A 16,542-nucleotide genomic window follows, 5' to 3' on the forward strand; every position below is an offset into this window, starting at 1 on the left:
GCACGGTCGATCACCGTGTGCTTCCGCGCGCCCCCGTAACCCCGGTGGACGCCGGGTAGTTGGCGCGACATGCGCCACAGTCACTCTCCGCGTCCGTCCCCGGATCCGGACTCCCCGCCCGATCCGCACGCTCCCGATCTTCCGGACACCCACCCGGACACCCCGGACGCCTTGGACACCCCGGACGCCCCGGACGGCAAGGGATCCCCGGCCTCCCCCGCCGCGCCGCCGCCGTCCATGGCGCGGCTCGCCGCCGCCTCGCTCGTCGGGACGGCCATCGAGTTCTTCGACTTCTTCGTCTACGGGACCGCCGCCGCCCTCGTCCTCGGGCCGCTCTTCTTCCCGACCTTCTCCCCCGTCGCCGGGACCCTCGCCGCCTTCGGCACCTTCGCCGTCGGTTTCGTGGCCCGGCCGCTCGGCTCCGTGCTCTTCGGCCACATCGGCGACCGGTACGGACGGCGCCCGGTCATGTTCGCCTCGCTGGTGCTCACCGGCTGCGCCACGGTGGCGGTCGGCCTCGTCCCGACGTACGCGACCCTCGGCATCGCCGCCCCCGTCCTGCTGCTCGTCCTGCGCTTCCTGCAGGGGCTCGGCCTGGGCGGCGAATGGGGCGGTGCCGTGCTGCTCACCGCCGAGCACGCGCCGGAGCGGCGCCGGGGGCTGTGGGCAAGCTTCCCGCAGGTCGGCCCGCCGGTGGGCTTCCTGCTCGCCAACGGCGTGATGCTGGTGCTGTCGGCCACGCTCACCGAGGCCCAGTTCCGGGACTGGGGCTGGCGCGTACCGTTCTGGGCGGCCGGGGTGCTCGCGGCGGGCGGGCTGCTGCTGCGCTCCTCGCTCCACGAGACCCCGCAGTTCGAGGAGCTGAGCAAGACCGGGCGGCGGGCGAACGCCCCGCTCACCGAGGTGGCGCGCGAGCACTGGCGGCTCGTCCTGCTCACGGCGGGGGCGCTCGCCGTCGGGTACGCGGTCTTCTACACGGTCTCCACCTGGGCCCTGGCCTACGGCACCGAGCGGCTGGGGGTGAGCCGTACGACCATGCTGGTCTGCATCATGGCGGCGGTGGCGCTCTCGGGGATCGTGACTCCGCCGGCGGCGATGCTGGGCGACCGCTACGGCCGCCGCCCGCTCTGCCTGTTCGGCTGCGCGGCCTCGGCGGTGTGGATGTTCCCGATGATCGCCCTGCTGCACACGGGACGGCCGACGCTGATGTTCCTCGGCTTCGCGGGCGCGCTGCTGGCCTTCATCACGATGTTCGCGGTGGTCGCGGCGTACCTGCCCGAGCTCTACGAGCCGAGGGTGCGGTGCACGGGCGCGGCCGTCGGCTACAACCTGGCGGGCGTCCTGGGCGGGGCGCTGACGCCGATCGTGGCGACGGCGCTGTCCGAGGGCGCGGGCCCGCCGTGGGGCGTGGCGGCGTATCTGACGGTGGTCGCGCTGGTGAGCCTCGGCTGCTTCGCCCTGCTGCCGGAGACCGTGCCGGCCCGGTCGGAGGTGCCGGAGCGGGTTCCGGCGCAGGGCGTGTCCGCGTAAGCCGCGAAGGCTGCCCCGGAACGCGACGCGGCCGGTGCGGGCGGTGGTGAGCCGCCCGCACCGGCCGCGGTGCGTTCCTACGGTGCCGTACGCCGTCAGGCTCCGACGCTGTCCTTCTCGGTCTCGCCCGCCTCGGCGGCCGGGTTCTCGCCCTTCGCGGGGGCCTCGGCAGCCTCCGCCGCCTCGCGCTCCGCCTGCTTCTTGGAGGCGATGAGGCTGGTGATCGTGGTGATGACCAGGACGCCACCGATGACGGTGAGGGAGAACGGGATGGAGATCTCGGGGACATGGACCCCGGACTCGTGCAGTGCGTGCAGCACCAGCTTCACGCCGATGAAGCCGAGGATCACCGACAGGCCGTAGCTGAGGTGGACCAGCTTCTTGAGCAGTCCGCCGATCAGGAAGTACAGCTGCCGCAGACCCATCAGGGCGAAGGCGTTGGCGGTGAAGACGATGTACGGGTCCTGGGTCAGGCCGAAGATCGCCGGGATCGAGTCGAGGGCGAACAGGACGTCGGTCGTGCCGATGGCCAGCATGACGACCATCAGCGGGGTCAGCACCCGCTTGCCGTTGACCCTGATGAAGAGCTTCGTGCCGTGGTACTTGTCCGCGACGCCGAACTTCTTCTCGACGGACTTGAGGAGACGGTTCTCCTCCCAGTCCTCCTCGTCCTCTCCGGCGCGCGCCTCCTTGATGAGCTTCCAGGCGGTGTAGATCAGGAACGCGCCGAAGATGTAGAAGACCCAGGAGAAGCTGGCGATGATCGTGGCGCCGGCGGCGATGAAGATCGCGCGCAGGACCAGGGCGATCAGTACGCCGATGAGCAGCACGCGCTGCTGGAGGTGGGACGGCACCGAGAACTTCGCCATGATCAGGACGAAGACGAAGAGGTTGTCGACACTCAGCGACTTCTCGGTGATGAATCCGGCGAAGAACTCGCCGGACGCCTGACTGTTGCCGAAGAACGCGAGGCCGATGCCGAAGAGCACGGCCAGGGCGATCCAGACGATCGTCCAGATTCCGGCTTCCTTGACCGACACGTCGTGGGGCTTGCGCCCGATGAAGAAGTCGATCGCGATGAGGGCGCTCAGACCGAGAATGGTCAGCACCCAGAGAGTCGTCGAAACGTCCACTGCGCCTCCGGCGTCGTACGGCTACTTGATCAGCGTCGTCGCTGCCGGAGGTCTCTTCCACCCGGGCCGTGCATGACGGGCCGGGCCGACGCCCCGGGATCGCCCCCCGGTCGGGGGTGCGTCCGTATTGACGGGAACGCCGCGCTAGGGGAGTACTCCCCTCCGCGCCAAGAACACTACCCGAAGAACCAAGAAAAGGTAAAGGCAAGGGTAAAGGCGACCCAAAGGGCCAGGTCAGCGGGGCTTCGCGTCACCCTTTCGCCAAGTCGACATCCCGTCGGTTCAGCCTCTTCCAGCTCAGCCGCCCCACTGGCGACGGGACTCGGCGACCCGGGCGAGGACCTGCGACAGCACCCGGCTGCCGAACGGGAAGAGCGGCGGCTCGTACGTCCAGGCGTGGCCGACCCACGGATCGGCGAGATGGTCGTCCGGTACCGGCGTGATCCGCAGCAGCGAGCGCCACAGCGGGTCGAGCACCGGGCCGTAGGCGGAGGCGTCCTCGCGGTCCGCGACCATCATGAGGTGGACCCCGACCGCCGGGCCCTCGTCCGCGAGGTACCGGAGCCGGGTCACCGCCCGGTCGTCGAAACCGTGCGGGAAGTCATGGACGATCAGAAGCTGCTCGGCGGTGTCCAGACCGGGCGGCAGCGCGTCGGGGGCGCCCGCCCGCAGCGCCATCTGCACCAGGTCCACCCGCTCGGTGAGCCGGCCGAGGACGTCCTGGACCCCGGCGGCTCCGGCGGCCGGCGGGCCCGCGAGCACGCCCGCCTCGACCAGGGGCGCGAGCGCCGGGGCCGCCGTGCCCGCGGGGTCGACGACATGGACCGTGAACTCGCCGGGCGGGTACACCGCGAGCAGCCGGGCCGCGTGCGCGACGGCGGTGTCCATCGCGAGGCGGCGCAGCTCGGCCTCGTCGAGCAGGCCCGCCGCCTCGGAGTGCTCGCGCCCCATGTCGACCCAGAGCCCGCGCTCCAGCGGGAGCCGGACGAGCATCGGGATGCGCAGCTCGGGCCGCTCGGGGAGGTGGAGGTCGCCGAGGCGGACGGCCATCGGGGCCTCCATGGGGACCCGGTAGGCGTGCCAGACGGGGTTGCCCCAGCCGGCGTAGGCGGGCGGCAGGGCCGGTTCGACGACCTGGCACTCGGCGGCGAGCTGGTCCAGGTCCCGGTCCAGGACCTCCTGGGCGCGGGCGGTGAGCTCGTCGTGCTTGGCGCGGGCGGCCGCGCGGGCGGCGTCCCCGGCGCCGCCGATCCGGCTCCGGGGGTCGGAGAGGAGGCCGTCGAGCTCCTTGTCGAGCCGGGACTCGGCGAACTCGCAGGCGCTGCGGTACGCGGCGGTGGTGCGGGCGAGGTCCTCGAACATGCCCCACACCTGGTTGTAGAGCCGCTCGTCCATGGACCAGCCGCTCGCGTCCCCCGCGACGGGAACGGGCGGGGCCGGCCGGGGCGGCTCGGGAGCCGCCCGGCGGCGGCGCGGGTGGGCGTAGTCGATGGGGCCGCCGGCCGAGCTCGTGGGCACGGGGGTGGACGGCGGGGGCGGCGGGGGCGTCGAGGCCGGCGGGGTCATCGGCACGGTGGGCGTCGCCGGCTCGGCGGCGGCCTGCGACTCGTGCGCCGCGGACGCCGACTGCCGTACGCGCTCGGCCTCGGGGACGCGCGGCGGCGGGGCGGAGACCGAGCGGGCCAGGCCCCTTGAGACGGCCTCCAGGATCGTGGCGGCCAGGTCGGCGGGGCGCTGGAGACCCTGGTCGCCGAGCATGGCCGCGAGACCGCCCTCGTACCCCTGGCCCATGGCGCGCACCTTCCAGGCGCCCTGACGGCGGTACAGCTCCAGGGCGACGACGGCGGATTCGCGGTCGAGGCCGGTGATCGTGTAGGTGGCGATCTCGGCGCCGTCGAGGCCGGTGACGGCGACGAAGGGCGCCGCGGCCGCGCCGAAGCGGGTCGGTCCGCCGACGCCGACGGGCAGCGCGAGGAGGACCGAGAGCCGGTGCACGGCGGCCGGGACGGCGTCCAGGTCGACGGCGAGGCGGTGGTCGGCGGCGGCCTGCTGGGAGACCTCGACGCCGGGCAGCGAGGGCGAGCCGGGGTGGGCGATCCATTCGACGCCCGCGACCCGGCCTCCTTCGTCCGCGAGGGTGGCTCCGGCGACGACCGGATGGCCGGCCGAGACCCGGATCTCCAGTCGGGCGTCGGGCAGCGGGTGGTTCTGTCCCCGGACCAGCTCGGCCGTCATCGTCTCTGTCCCCTCGGATCCGATGGTGATGCGGGACAGCTCCCGGCGGCCTGCTGCCTCCGGGAGCTGACGGTGTGTGTGGTGCGGTGCCGGACTACAGGTGCGGCAGGATCGCGGGCATGAGGTCCTGGAACGTCCGGCCGTTGGCCGGGTTGCCCAGGGCCGTCATCTGCCATCCCGAGCCCGCCCGGTGCACCTTCGCCATGATCTGCGCGGTGTACTGACCGCCGCCGTCCAGGGTGAAGCGCGCGAGCTCCTGGCCGTTGGTCTCGTCGACGATCCGGCAGAAGGCGTTCTGCACCTCCTGGAAGGTCTGCCCGGTGAAGGAGTTCACCGTGAAGACGATCTGGTCGATGTGGACGGGGACGCGCTGGAGGTCGACCAGGATCGACTCGTCGTCGCCGCCCGAGCCCGCGCCGCCCACCAGGTTGTCGCCGGTGTGCCGGACCGAGCCGTCGTCACTGACCAGGTGCCGGAAGAAGACCACGTCGACCGGCTGCTTGTCGGCGAAGAGCACCGCGGAGGCGTCCAGGTCGACCTCGCGCGTACGCGAACCGAACAGGCCGCGTCGGGGCGCCGCCCGCCAGCCGAGCCCCATCCGTACGGACGTCAGGTCGCCGCCGCCCTGCTTCTCCAGGCTGATGGCCTGACCCTTGGTCATGTTGACCGTCACGCGCTGTCCCCTCTCTAGCGATCCCCGCCGCCGCCTCCGCTGTGCGCGCCGGTTGTCCAGCACCCTACGCAGGGGCACTGACAGCGCAGCAGAGAGGGCGCGGTTTTGTGTCGGTGTTGCAACACACCGGGCACTCCGGACGGCGGCCCTCCGCACCGCGGGCCACGCCCGCCGCACAGGGCGCCGCCGCCCGCCGTGTCAGGCGAGTCCCGCCTCCTTCATCTGGCGCAACTCCTTCTTCAGCTCTCCCACTTCGTCCCGCAGCCGGGCGGCCACCTCGAACTGCAGCTCCGCCGCGGCGGCGCGCATCCGATCGGTCATCTCCTCGATGATCGCGGCGAGTTCGGTCGCCGGGCGGTCGCCGAGCTCGACCGTGGAGCCCGCCTTGCCGCCCTTGGCCTTGCCCTTGGGGGCGTGCGCGGCGAGGGAGGGCACGGGGGCCTTGGCGCCCTTGCCGTCCTTGCCCTGGCGGTAGCCGGTGCCGAGGAGCTGCTCGGTGTCGACCTCCTCGCGGGCGATGGTGGCCACGATGTCGTTGATCTTCTTGCGGAGCGGCTGCGGGTCGATGCCGTTGGCCGTGTTGTACGCGACCTGCTTCTCGCGCCGGCGGTTGGTCTCGTCGATCGCCTTCTCCATGGCGGGCGTGACGGTGTCCGCGTACATGTGGACCTGCCCGGAGACGTTGCGCGCCGCGCGGCCGATGGTCTGGATCAGCGAGGTGCCGGAGCGCAGGAAGCCCTGCTTGTCGGCGTCGAGGATGGCGACGAGCGAGACCTCGGGCAGGTCGAGTCCCTCACGGAGCAGGTTGATGCCGACCAGGACGTCGTACTCGCCGGCCCGCAGCTCGCGCAGCAGCTCGATCCGGCGCAGGGTGTCGACGTCGCTGTGGAGATAGCGGACCTGGATGCCGAGCTCGAGGAAGTAGTCGGTGAGGTCCTCGGCCATCTTCTTGGTCAGCGTGGTGACGAGGACCCGCTCGTCCTTCTCGGTGCGCAGCCGGATCTCGTGGACCAGGTCGTCGATCTGGCCCTCGGTGGGCTTGACGACGACCTCGGGGTCGACGAGGCCGGTGGGGCGGATGATCTGCTCCACGAAGCCGTCGCCGCGCGACAGCTCGTACGTGCCGGGGGTGGCCGAAAGGTAGACGGTCTGGCCGATCCGCTCCTGGAACTCCTCCCACTTCAGCGGCCGGTTGTCGAGCGCGGAGGGCAGCCGGAAGCCGTGGTCGACCAGGGTCCGCTTGCGGGAGGCGTCGCCCTCGTACATGGCGCCGATCTGCGGGACCGTGACGTGCGACTCGTCGATGACGAGGAGGAAGTCCTCGGGGAAGTAGTCCAGGAGCGTGTTGGGGGCGGAGCCGGGCTCGCGGTCGTCGAAGTGCATCGAGTAGTTCTCGATGCCGGAGCAGGAGCCGATCTGGCGCATCATCTCGATGTCGTACGTGGTGCGCATGCGCAGGCGCTGCGCCTCCAGCATCTTGCCCTGCTTCTCCAGCTCGGCGAGCCGGGTCTCCAGCTCGCGCTCGATGCCGTTGACCGCCTTCTCCATGCGCTCGGGGCCCGCCACGTAGTGGCTGGCGGGGAAGACGTACAGCTCGTGGTCCTCGCTGATGACCTCGCCGGTGAGCGGGTGGAGCGTGGAGAGCGCCTCGATCTCGTCGCCGAACATCTCGATGCGGACGGCGAGCTCCTCGTAGACCGGGAAGATCTCGATGGTGTCGCCGCGGACCCGGAAGGTGCCCCGGGTGAACGCCAGGTCGTTGCGCGTGTACTGGATGTCGACGAAGCGGCGCAGCAGCTGGTCCCGGTCGATCTCCTCGCCGACCTTGAGCGGGACCATCCGGTCCACGTACTCCTGGGGCGTGCCGAGACCGTAGATGCAGGAGACGGAGGCGACCACGACGACGTCCCGGCGGGTCAGCAGCGAGTTCGTCGCGGAGTGGCGGAGCCGCTCGACCTCCTCGTTGATCGAGGAGTCCTTCTCGATGTAGGTGTCCGACTGCGGGACGTACGCCTCGGGCTGGTAGTAGTCGTAGTACGAGACGAAGTACTCGACCGCGTTGTTCGGCAGGAGCTCGCGGAACTCGTTGGCCAGCTGGGCGGCCAGCGTCTTGTTCGGCGCCATCACGAGCGTGGGGCGCTGCAGCTTCTCGATCATCCACGCGGTGGTCGCGGACTTTCCTGTGCCGGTCGCGCCGAGGAGGACGACGTCCTTCTCGCCCGCGCGGATGCGCCGGTCGAGCTCGGCGATCGCCGCGGGCTGGTCGCCGCTGGGCTGGTAGGGACTGACGACCTCGAAGGGCGCCACCGTACGTTCGATCTGGGAAACGGGCCGCATGGAACCACCGTACGACCCCCCACTGACAGTCGGGCCGCCCCCGGCTCAGCGGGTGCTCGCAAACCCCGCTCTCACCACTCCTGGGAGCGGTGCGCGCCCCGGCCCGCGGTCCGGCCGGCGCTCCTGCGGCCTGCGCGTGTGCCGCGCGTGCCGCGTCCGGAGGGCTGTCGGGCGGACCAGTTCGCGGGCTCGCCGTAGGCGGGGGCGCGGCGCTGGGCGGGCACGCCGGGGCGGTACGGGCCGTGGGTGGTGGGGCGCTGCCAGTCCGGGTCGCCCATCACGAGCAGCGGGTCGAACATGACGACCACGGCGGCCAGGAGCAGGAAGACCGCCGGGCCGATCAGCATCGGCAGGAGGAGCGAGGTGGCGGAGTCGCCGCTTCCGGTGGCGCCGCCCATGCCGTGGACATGGACGTTGACGGCCGCCATGGCCGTGTAGTGCATGCCGCTGACGGCGAGGCCCATCACCATGCTGGCGCCGACGCTGGCCAGGAATCCGCGCACCGAGACGGCCGCCCAGAGGGCGGTGGTGGCCGCGACGACGGCGATCACCACGGAGAGGGCGACGGTGGGGGTGTCGTAGTCGATGGTCCCCTGGAGCCGCATGCCGGCCATGCCCAGGTAGTGCATGGTCGCGACGCCGAGACCGGTGATCGTGCCGCCGGTGACCAGGGTGAGCGCGGTGGCGCCGCGGTAGCCGACGATGAAGATGCCGATGCCGACCATCAGGATGGCGACGCCCAGGCTGGCGAAGGTGATCGGGCGGTCGTAGCTGATCGGCGCCCGGTCGACGGAGAAGCCGATCATCGCGATGAAGTGCATCGTCCAGATGCCGGTGCCTATCGAGGTGGCGCCGAGGGCGAGCCAGCCGGCCTTGAAGCTGTCGCGGTGCCGCAGGGATCTCGTGGTGCAGCGCAGACCCAGGGCCCCGCCGAGGCAGGCCATGAGATAGGCGGCGACCGGTGTGACGAGGCCGTAACTGAAACCGTCGACCGTGCCCTGCATGAGCGTCTGCCCTCCAACCCCGTGGTGTCACGTCGTCCGATTTCAGTCGGTACCGCTGAGTAGTCCTACCGGGGCGAGATTATGGCGCGCCGAGGGCCGTACGACCACGAGGTCCGGGAATTGGCGGCGGTGAGACCGAGACGAGACCGGGCCGTGACGACCGCGATGTCAGTGGCCGGTCGTACGGTGAGGTCCATGGACACCACGGTGGAATGGGCGGTCGTGCCGAGCGACATCGGTCCGCTGCTGCTCGCGGCGACCGATCGCGGCCTGGTGAGCGTGGTCTTCCACGCCGATGAGGCGGTGCGGGAGGCGGCGGTCGGCCGGCTGGCGGGGCAGCTCGGCGCGGAGCCGGTGCAGAGCGCCTCGGGCCGGCTCGCCGAGCCGATACGGCAGCTCGCCGAGTACTTCGCGGGCGGGCGGCGCGCGTTCGACCTGCCGCTCGATTGGACGCTGACGGCGGGCTTCAACCGCCAGGTGCTGCGCGAGCTGGCGGAGGGGGTGCCGTTCGGGGCGGTCGTCGGGTACGGAGACCTGGCGAAGCGGGTTGGGCAGCCGGGCGCCGCCCAGGCCGTCGGGGCGGCGATGGGCGCCAATCCGCTGCCGGTGGTCGTGCCGTGCCACCGGGTGGTGGAGAGCGACGGCGGGATCGGCGGCTTCGGGGGCGGCCTGGAGACCAAGCGGACGCTGCTCGCCCTGGAGGGCGTGCTGCCGCAGCCGCTCTTCTGAGGCACGGGGCGTTCTCAGGGGCGGGGGCGGCTGGCACACTCTCGTCAGTGACCAACAGCCCCGATGCCCCTGACGCCGCCGGCTCTCCCCTCACCGCGTTTCCGACGGAGAAGTCCCCCGTCACGGCGGGTGACGCGGCCGCCGCCGGACACATACCGGCGCTGCGGCGGCGCATACAGGCCGTGCTGATCGCCGGGCAGATACTCGGCGGGCTCGGCATAGCCACCGGTATCGCGCTGGCCGCCGTCCTGGCCAAGGAGGTCAGCGGCTCGGAGGCCCTGTCGGGTCTCGCCTCGACCGCCTCGGTGGCAGGACCCGCGCTGCTCGCCATGCCGCTGGCCGCCCTCATGGGCGCGCGCGGGCGGCGGCCCGGGCTCGTCCTGGCCTATCTGATCGGGGCGCTCGGCGCCGGAGTCGTCGTCCTCGGAGCCGTCGTCGACAGCTTCCCGCTCCTCCTCGCCGGTCTGGTCGGCTTCGGGGCCGCGTCCTCGGCGAACCTCGCGGCCCGGTTCGCCGCCGCCGACCTGGCCGAACCGGACCGCCGCGCCCGGGCCATCTCCACCGTCGTCTGGGCCACGACCATCGGCGCGGTCCTCGGACCCAACATCGCCGCGCCCGCCGGTGAGAGCGTGGCCGGCCTCGGCATCCCAGCGGCGGCCGGACCCTTCGTCTGGGCGGCCGGCGTCTTCCTCGTCGCCGCGCTCGTGGTGGCGCTGCTGCTGCGCCCAGACCCGCTCCTGACGGCCCGCGCTCTCGCGGCCCCCGAGGACGGCCAGGAGGCCGACGCCCGCTCGCTGCGGGCGGGGGTGCGGGCGGTACGGGAGTCCTCCGGCGCCCGCCTCGCGCTGGTGACCGTCGCCGCCTCGCACACCGCGATGGTCTCGATCATGTCGATGACCCCGGTGGCGCTGAGCCACCACGGCGCCGGGATCCAGCTGATCGGCCTCGTCATCAGCGGCCACATCGCCGGCATGTACGCCTTCTCGCCCGTCATGGGCTGGCTGTCGGACCGGCTCGGCCGGCTCTCCGTCATCGGGCTCGCGGTCGGACTCCTCTCCGTGGCCGCGCTGCTCGCCGGCACGGCGGGGCCGAGCCACGGCCAGACCGCCGCGGGCCTCTTCGTCCTCGGCCTGGGCTGGTCGGCGGGTCTTGTGTCGGGCTCGGCCCTGCTCACGGACTCCGTGCCCCAGGCCGCCCGGGCCGCGGTACAGGGCCTGTCGGACTTCATGATGAACACCGCCGCGGGAGTCGGCGGTCTGATGGCCGGGCTGATCGTGGCCGAGGCGGGCTACGGCTGGCTGAACCTGGTGGGCGCGTGCCTGCTGCTGCCGATGGCGGCGCTGGCGGTCCGCGGAGTCATGCGCCGGACGGCCTGACGGCCTGACGGCCTGACGGCCCTCGAAGCCGAACATCAGATATTGGATCCGATATCCAAGATCCAATATCCGATGTCCGATGCCGTCCCGAACCCGTCGCGCTCAGAGGCTGATGTGGTACGCCTTGCGCAGCGTCTCGTGCACCGTCCAGGTGGTCCGGTCGCCCTCGCGCAGCACGCACGCGTCGCCCGGGCCGATCTCGAGCGTGGCCCCGCCCTCGACGGCGACGGTGGCGCGCCCGCTGACGACGACGAAGAGCTCGTTGGCCTCCGTGTCGGTCACCACGCCGGGGGTGATCTGCCAGATGCCGCGCACCTGCTTGCCGTCGGCGGACTCCCAGAGGACCTTTCCGGTCACCTCGGGCGTGCCGGAGACGATCTGGGCGGGGTCGAGCGGCTCGGGCTCAAGGTCCGCGTCGGGGATGTGGACGGCGAAGGAGGCCTGGTCGTGTGTCGTCATGGCGGGTGACTGTAGCGGGATCTCCGGCCTGCCCCACGGCCGGGACAGGGTGGAGGAATCGACTCCACTTCCCGTCTGACCAGGAGACTTCACCGGGTCGCCCACCGGCGACGGAATCCGAAGCGCGGCCTCGGACCGGCACCCGAACGGCCGCCCGCCCTTCCGCCCGTTCACCACGGCGGCCCGGCGACTGATTTCGTACACGGTGCCGTACACGCCCACTTGGCCTAGCTCGGGTCGAAGTCGCCCGCTCCGGCGTCGTATAGGTGACAGATGGACACCTCGGCCCCCTCGGGGGCGGAATGGCTCATACGCGTACGCCGGCGAGGGCGGCATCGCGGCGCGGCACGGCCGGAAACCGGGGGTGGCGGGGCAGGTTACGGACCGATGTCCCCGCTGGTCACCGATGGCGCCTTTGGTGCGCCCAATGTTGGTCGGTCGGAATCCACCGAGCCCCCTGTCCTGCTTGGCGTGCGCGCGTCAAACTCCCTCGTGACCTCCTCCCCCACCTCCGACAGGAGAGTGTGATGCCCGCGATATCCATCGCTCCCCGCACCATCCCCGGCACCGCCCGCCGCACCGCGGCACTCACCGCCGCCGCGCTCCTCGCGGCCGTCTCGGCCGTCACGGCCGCCCCCGCGGCCCAGGCCGCCACCGGCCCCGGCGCCCCCCAACCGCAGGCCCCCGGCGCCTCCTACAAGGCCGCGCACGACACCCTCGGCCCGCAGCGGCTCACCCCGGCCCAGCGGAGACTGAGCGCCGCCAAGGAGGCCGAGGCGAGCAGAGGCTTCGACGGCCTCCGCACCCGGGCCGCGCTCGCCGGCTACAAGGTCTCCGGCGGACTCCACCAGTCGCAGAAGACCTCGTACTGGTGCGGACCCGCCACCCTCGTGATCACCCAGTCCGCGCGCGACGGAGTCGCCGGCCGCTCGCAGCAGGACGCGGCGACCCTCCTCAAGACCAACACCAGCGGCACGGCCTGGTACGGCATCAACATCAACGTGCCCAACCCGACCGGCTATCCGATGGCCGACGCCCTGAACAGCCGCCTGCCCGGCGCCGGTTACGTACCCCGGGCGCTGCCGTACACCCCGACCGCCACCGACAAGGCGAACTTCAAGCAGGCCATCACGCACAACACCGACAACGACTACGCGATCGCGGGCAACGCCTGGGAGGTACCGGGCGGCCCGCATCTCGTCGGTCACCCGAACGTGGAGATATTCCACTGGGTCTCGATCGACGGCTACAACACCGACAACGCCGCCGGACAGGTCAACTACCTCGACCCGGTGGGCGGGGTGAGTACGAGCGTGATCTCGTGGGCGGGCTCCGTGCCCAAGGCGGCGCACATCTCGTCCGACACCATCACCACCATCATGGGTGGCCGTGGCTACGTCTGGTAAATCCCCCCGGCCGTCCTCCCCCGCCGGGGCCCGCGCCCTGGCCCTGCTGCTGACGGGCGTCCTGTTCGCGGGATGCTCGTCGGCGCGGTCCGGTCCCGAGCCGGTGCCGGACCGGTCCAGCGCACCGGCACCCCGGCCGAGCGCGCTTGCGGCCGCGTGCGAGGTCGGGCTCCCCGCGGCCTGGCGCTCCGCGCTCGACGCGGGCGAGCTGCGGACCCCGGCGGGGCAGCGGGCGGTGCTGACCGACACCGGACCGGGCTGGACGGTCGTCCAGCTCACCGGCGGCGACCGGCGCCGGGCCGCCCTGATCCGCCCGGGCGGCGCGCCGCGCACGCTGCTCGACCTCGCCGACCCGGTCGAGCACCAACTCCTCGCGGCCGACTTCGACGGCCGCCGCTGGGCCGCGTTCGCCGTCCTGGAAGGACGGACCCTGGACAGCCCGTGGAGCCTGTACGTGTGGGACGCCGAGACGGGCGCGTCCCGGCGGCTCGCCCGGGCCGACCGGCCGGGCCCCCTCCCCCAGCCGGTCGTCCGCGACGGCACGGTCCACTGGGCGCAGGGCGTCGGCGACGGCAGGGCCACGGTGTACGCGGCCCCGGCGGCCGGCGGCGCCCCGAGGGCCCTGCGTACGGGCGTGATGGACACGCCGTTCGCCGCGGGCGGGCTGCTCGTGTGGCGGGAGTCGGCGGGTGCCAACACCCGGCTCGCCGCCGTCTCCTTCACCAACGGCCGCGCCGCCGCGCTGCCCGGCCCGCTGGCCGCGCTCCGCGACATCCGCTCGGTGGTCTCCGACGGCGGCACCTGGGCCTGGGTGGAGGGCGAGTCCGCGCCCCGGCTGATGGTGTGGCGTCCGGGGGACGCGCGGGCGACGGCGGTCGTGACCACCTCCCCGGCGGTCGACGGCATGGACCAGTTGCGGATCAGCGGCCGTCTGGTCACCTGGCGCACCCCCGAGACCTCGTACGCCCTGGACCTGAACTCGGGCTCGTACGCGCGGATCACTCCGGCGTACGGCTACGCGCAGGCCAGGGGCGGCGCATTGGCGGTCGCGTACAGCGTGGGCAACGCGAAGAACGCCGACGCCCGACCGGTGATCCAGGTGGTCGACGCGGGCCGGTTGCCCGGGCTGCCGCGCTGTGGCTGAAGCACGCCACCGAGGTTTGAGGGGCGTGTGGTCGGCCAGAAATGGGACATGTCCACACAGGTGTCCGAAGAAGTGCGGGAGGCTCTCCGCGAAGGCCGGCCCGTCGTCGCGCTGGAGTCCACGATCATCTCCCACGGCCTGCCGCGCCCGCGCAATCTGACCGTGGCCCGGGAGCTGGAGGCGCTGGTACGGAGCGGGGGCGCCGTGCCCGCGACGATCGCGGTGATCGACGGGGTGGCCCATGTCGGCCTGGACGAGGCCGGGTTGATACGGATCGCGGAGGACCCGACGGTCCGGAAGCTGGGCCACCGCGATCTCGGGCCCGCGCTCGCGACCGGGGCGACCGGCGCGACGACGGTCTCGGCGACCGCGTGGCTCGCGGACGCGGCCGGCATCCGGGTCTTCGCGACCGGCGGGCTCGGCGGGGTGCACCGGGAGTGGACCGAGACGCAGGACGAGTCGGCCGATCTGCGGCTGCTCTCCCGGGTCGGGATCACGGTGGTGTGCGCGGGCGTGAAGTCGATCCTCGACGTCCCGGCGACCCTGCAACGCCTGGAGACCCTGGGCGTGACGGTGGTCGGGTACGGGACGGAGCACTTCCCCGGGTTCTATCTGGCCTCCTCCGGGGAGCCGGTCGACTGGACGCTCCGGACACCCGAGGAGGTGGCGGGGGTGATACGGGCGAAGGACGGCCTCGGCGAGCCGTACGCGGCGCTGATCGTCGCCAACCCGGTCCCGGTGGGCGAGCAGTTGGATCCGGCGCTGCACGACCGGGTCCTCGCCCAGGGCCTCGCGGCGGCGAAGGAGAAGGGGATCGGCGGCCAGGCCGTGACCCCGTTCCTGCTGGAGTATCTGATGGTGCACACCGACGGGGCGTCCCTGGAGGCGAACCTGGCGGCGGTGCGCGGCAATGTGCGGCTCGGGGCGCGGATCGCCGCCGCGTACGCCGGCGTCGGCGCATGAGCGGTCTCCTCGTCGTCGGTGACGTGGTCACCGACATCGTGGCCCGGCACCGGACGCCGCTCGCTCCGGCGACCGACACGGCCGCCGAGATCCGTCGGCTGCCGGGCGGAGCGGGGGCCAACGCGGCCTGCTGGGCGGCGCGTTCGGGCTGCGCGTCGGTGGCGCTGCTCGGCCGGGTCGGCGCGGACGAGGCCGTGTGGCACGAGGGGGCGCTGCGCCGGGCGGGCGTGCGGCCGATGCTGGTCACGGACGGCGAGGTCGGTACGGCGACGGTGATATCCCTGGTCGACGCGGGCGCCGAGCGTACGTTCCTGACCGACAGCGGCGCGGCGCTGCGCATCTCCCCCGCCGACTGGTCCGACGCGTTCCTCGACGGAGCGGCGCGCCTTCATCTGTCGGGGTATCTCTTCTTCGCCGAGTCGAGCCGTGCCGCCGCGCTGCGGGCGATGAGCGGCGCGCGGCAGGCGGGGATCCCGGTGAGCGTGGACCCGGCGTCCGAGGGGTTCCTGAAGCAGCTGGGAGTGGAGCGGTTCCTCGCGGCCGCGCGAGGGGCGGAGGCGCTGTTCCCGAACGCCGACGAGGCTCTGTTGCTCACGGGGTGCGCCGATCCCGCCGAGGCTGCGGAGACCCTGAGCCGTACGTTCCCGCTGGTCGCGGTCACCCTCGGGGCCGGGGGCGCGCTGGTCGCCGAGGCGGGCGCGGTCACGGGGCGCGTTCCGGCCCCGGACGTACGGCCGGTGGACTCCACGGGCGCGGGCGACGCCTTCACCGGGGCGTTCCTCGCGGCCCGGCTGGCGGGCGCGGACGCCCTGGAGGCGGCCGAGGCGGGCTGCCGGGCGGGCGCGGAGGCCGTGACGGTGGTGGGCGGGCGCCCGCCGTCGCGGCCCTAGGGCAGGCCGGTCCAGGCGGGGTGGCGGGGGTCGTCGGCGCGGACGACCACGTCGGCGGCGTCGGACGGGCCGACCTCGTTCTCGTACCGCTCGAAGGCGGGCAGGGTCCAGGGCTCCTCGGTGCGGCGCGCGAGGGCGCCGGGCGAGAGCCGCAGATGCGCGGTCGTGTCGAAGGGGAACCAGTGCCCGAGGAGGAACGGCCCGTGCACCACGAGGACTCCGCCCGGCGGGAGTTCCGTGTAGGGGCTGCGGGTGGCGCGGTCGGTGACGGGGTCCCACAGGTCGGGCAGGACGCGCCCGGTGCCGCCCGCCTCCAACGGCCCGAACACCTCGCGCCAGAGCGCCCCGGTGTCGAACCAGCCGCTGTAGTACGAGTCGGGGTCCTGCTTCCCGTACTCGTAACGGAGCGAGGCGGGCCGCAGGAACCCTCCCGTGCCGACGACGAGCACGGACCGGCCGCGCAGCCGCAGCGCCTCGGCGATCCGCTCGGCGGTCTCCTCGGTCGGCGCCGCGGGCGCCCCGTCGATGCCGACCTTCAGCCAGGCGCTCCCGTCACCGGGCGTCGCGCCGTCGATGTGCGCGGCGAGGGCCTCGGAGAGGCGCTCCCAGGTGATCGCTTCGAATCGCACGGGCTTGACCTTGTCATTGGCGTCAGGGTTCGAG

The 16,542-nt window shown here is 72.8% G+C and carries 14 protein-coding genes; 7 read left to right on the forward strand and 7 right to left on the reverse strand.

What is annotated here, in order from left to right:
• The first annotated feature begins 237 nt into the window (after positions 1-237).
• Entirely contained in the window at positions 238-1,530 is a 1,293-nt protein-coding gene (locus ACWCO8_RS33130) for an MFS transporter (RefSeq protein ID WP_451035380.1), read from the forward strand.
• Positions 1,531-1,625: 95 nt separating this feature from the next.
• Here the strand turns inward: ACWCO8_RS33130 and ACWCO8_RS33135 are convergent, their stop codons facing one another.
• The 5 genes from ACWCO8_RS33135 to ACWCO8_RS33155 form a co-directional block, all read right to left on the reverse strand.
• The gene (locus tag ACWCO8_RS33135; protein WP_451035305.1) at positions 1,626-2,663 is read right to left on the reverse strand and encodes a TerC family protein; all 1,038 of its coding nucleotides are present in this window, start codon (positions 2,661-2,663) and stop codon (positions 1,626-1,628) included.
• A gap of 297 nt (positions 2,664-2,960) precedes the next feature.
• The gene (locus ACWCO8_RS33140; protein WP_451035306.1) at positions 2,961-4,898 is read right to left on the reverse strand and encodes a TerD family protein; all 1,938 of its coding nucleotides are present in this window, start codon (positions 4,896-4,898) and stop codon (positions 2,961-2,963) included.
• 94 nt (positions 4,899-4,992) lie between these two features.
• The gene (locus ACWCO8_RS33145) at positions 4,993-5,571 is read right to left on the reverse strand and encodes a TerD family protein (protein ID WP_451035307.1); all 579 of its coding nucleotides are present in this window, start codon (positions 5,569-5,571) and stop codon (positions 4,993-4,995) included.
• A gap of 198 nt (positions 5,572-5,769) precedes the next feature.
• On the reverse strand, positions 5,770-7,908 hold the full coding sequence (gene uvrB / locus ACWCO8_RS33150) for an excinuclease ABC subunit UvrB (protein ID WP_451035308.1): 2,139 nt from the start codon (positions 7,906-7,908) through the stop codon (positions 5,770-5,772).
• Positions 7,909-7,979: 71 nt separating this feature from the next.
• Positions 7,980-8,912 carry an MHYT domain-containing protein gene (locus ACWCO8_RS33155; RefSeq protein ID WP_451035309.1) on the reverse strand — a complete coding sequence of 311 codons (933 nt, stop codon included), beginning with the start codon at positions 8,910-8,912 and terminating at the stop codon, positions 7,980-7,982.
• A gap of 195 nt (positions 8,913-9,107) precedes the next feature.
• Between ACWCO8_RS33155 and ACWCO8_RS33160 the strand changes: the two genes are divergently transcribed.
• Both ACWCO8_RS33160 and ACWCO8_RS33165 read left to right on the forward strand, forming a co-directional pair.
• Positions 9,108-9,641: a methylated-DNA--[protein]-cysteine S-methyltransferase gene (locus ACWCO8_RS33160; protein ID WP_451035310.1), complete on the forward strand. Its 534-nt coding sequence runs from the start codon at positions 9,108-9,110 to the stop codon at positions 9,639-9,641.
• Positions 9,642-9,688: 47 nt separating this feature from the next.
• Positions 9,689-11,017, forward strand: a complete 1,329-nt coding sequence (locus tag ACWCO8_RS33165; RefSeq protein WP_451035311.1) for an MFS transporter — start codon at positions 9,689-9,691, stop codon at positions 11,015-11,017.
• A 102-nt stretch (positions 11,018-11,119) separates the two neighbouring features.
• Here the strand turns inward: ACWCO8_RS33165 and ACWCO8_RS33170 are convergent, their stop codons facing one another.
• Positions 11,120-11,476 carry a cupin domain-containing protein gene (locus ACWCO8_RS33170; RefSeq protein ID WP_451035312.1) on the reverse strand — a complete coding sequence of 119 codons (357 nt, stop codon included), beginning with the start codon at positions 11,474-11,476 and terminating at the stop codon, positions 11,120-11,122.
• Between the two features lie 527 nt (positions 11,477-12,003).
• On the opposite strand from ACWCO8_RS33170, the gene ACWCO8_RS33175 reads away from it, so the two are divergent.
• The 4 genes from ACWCO8_RS33175 to ACWCO8_RS33190 are packed head-to-tail and all read left to right on the forward strand — an operon-like array spanning position 12,004 to position 15,879.
• Complete coding sequence (locus tag ACWCO8_RS33175; RefSeq protein ID WP_451035313.1) at positions 12,004-12,882, forward strand: hypothetical protein; 879 nt, start codon at positions 12,004-12,006, stop codon at positions 12,880-12,882.
• Entirely contained in the window at positions 12,866-14,026 is a 1,161-nt protein-coding gene (locus ACWCO8_RS33180; RefSeq protein WP_451035314.1) for a hypothetical protein, read from the forward strand. The genes ACWCO8_RS33175 and ACWCO8_RS33180 overlap by 17 nt, the downstream gene beginning before the upstream one ends.
• Positions 14,027-14,074: 48 nt before the next feature.
• Positions 14,075-14,989: a pseudouridine-5'-phosphate glycosidase gene (locus ACWCO8_RS33185; RefSeq protein WP_451035315.1), complete on the forward strand. Its 915-nt coding sequence runs from the start codon at positions 14,075-14,077 to the stop codon at positions 14,987-14,989.
• Positions 14,986-15,879 carry a carbohydrate kinase family protein gene (locus ACWCO8_RS33190; RefSeq protein WP_451035316.1) on the forward strand — a complete coding sequence of 298 codons (894 nt, stop codon included), beginning with the start codon at positions 14,986-14,988 and terminating at the stop codon, positions 15,877-15,879. The genes ACWCO8_RS33185 and ACWCO8_RS33190 overlap by 4 nt, the downstream gene beginning before the upstream one ends.
• On the opposite strand, the gene ACWCO8_RS33195 is transcribed toward ACWCO8_RS33190, so the two are convergent.
• The gene (locus ACWCO8_RS33195; RefSeq protein ID WP_451035317.1) at positions 15,876-16,508 is read right to left on the reverse strand and encodes a uridine kinase; all 633 of its coding nucleotides are present in this window, start codon (positions 16,506-16,508) and stop codon (positions 15,876-15,878) included. The two genes, ACWCO8_RS33190 and ACWCO8_RS33195, sit on opposite strands and share 4 nt — an antisense overlap.
• Positions 16,509-16,542: the final 34 nt, after the last annotated feature.

This window comes from Streptomyces sp. NPDC001927, from assembly GCF_053594455.1.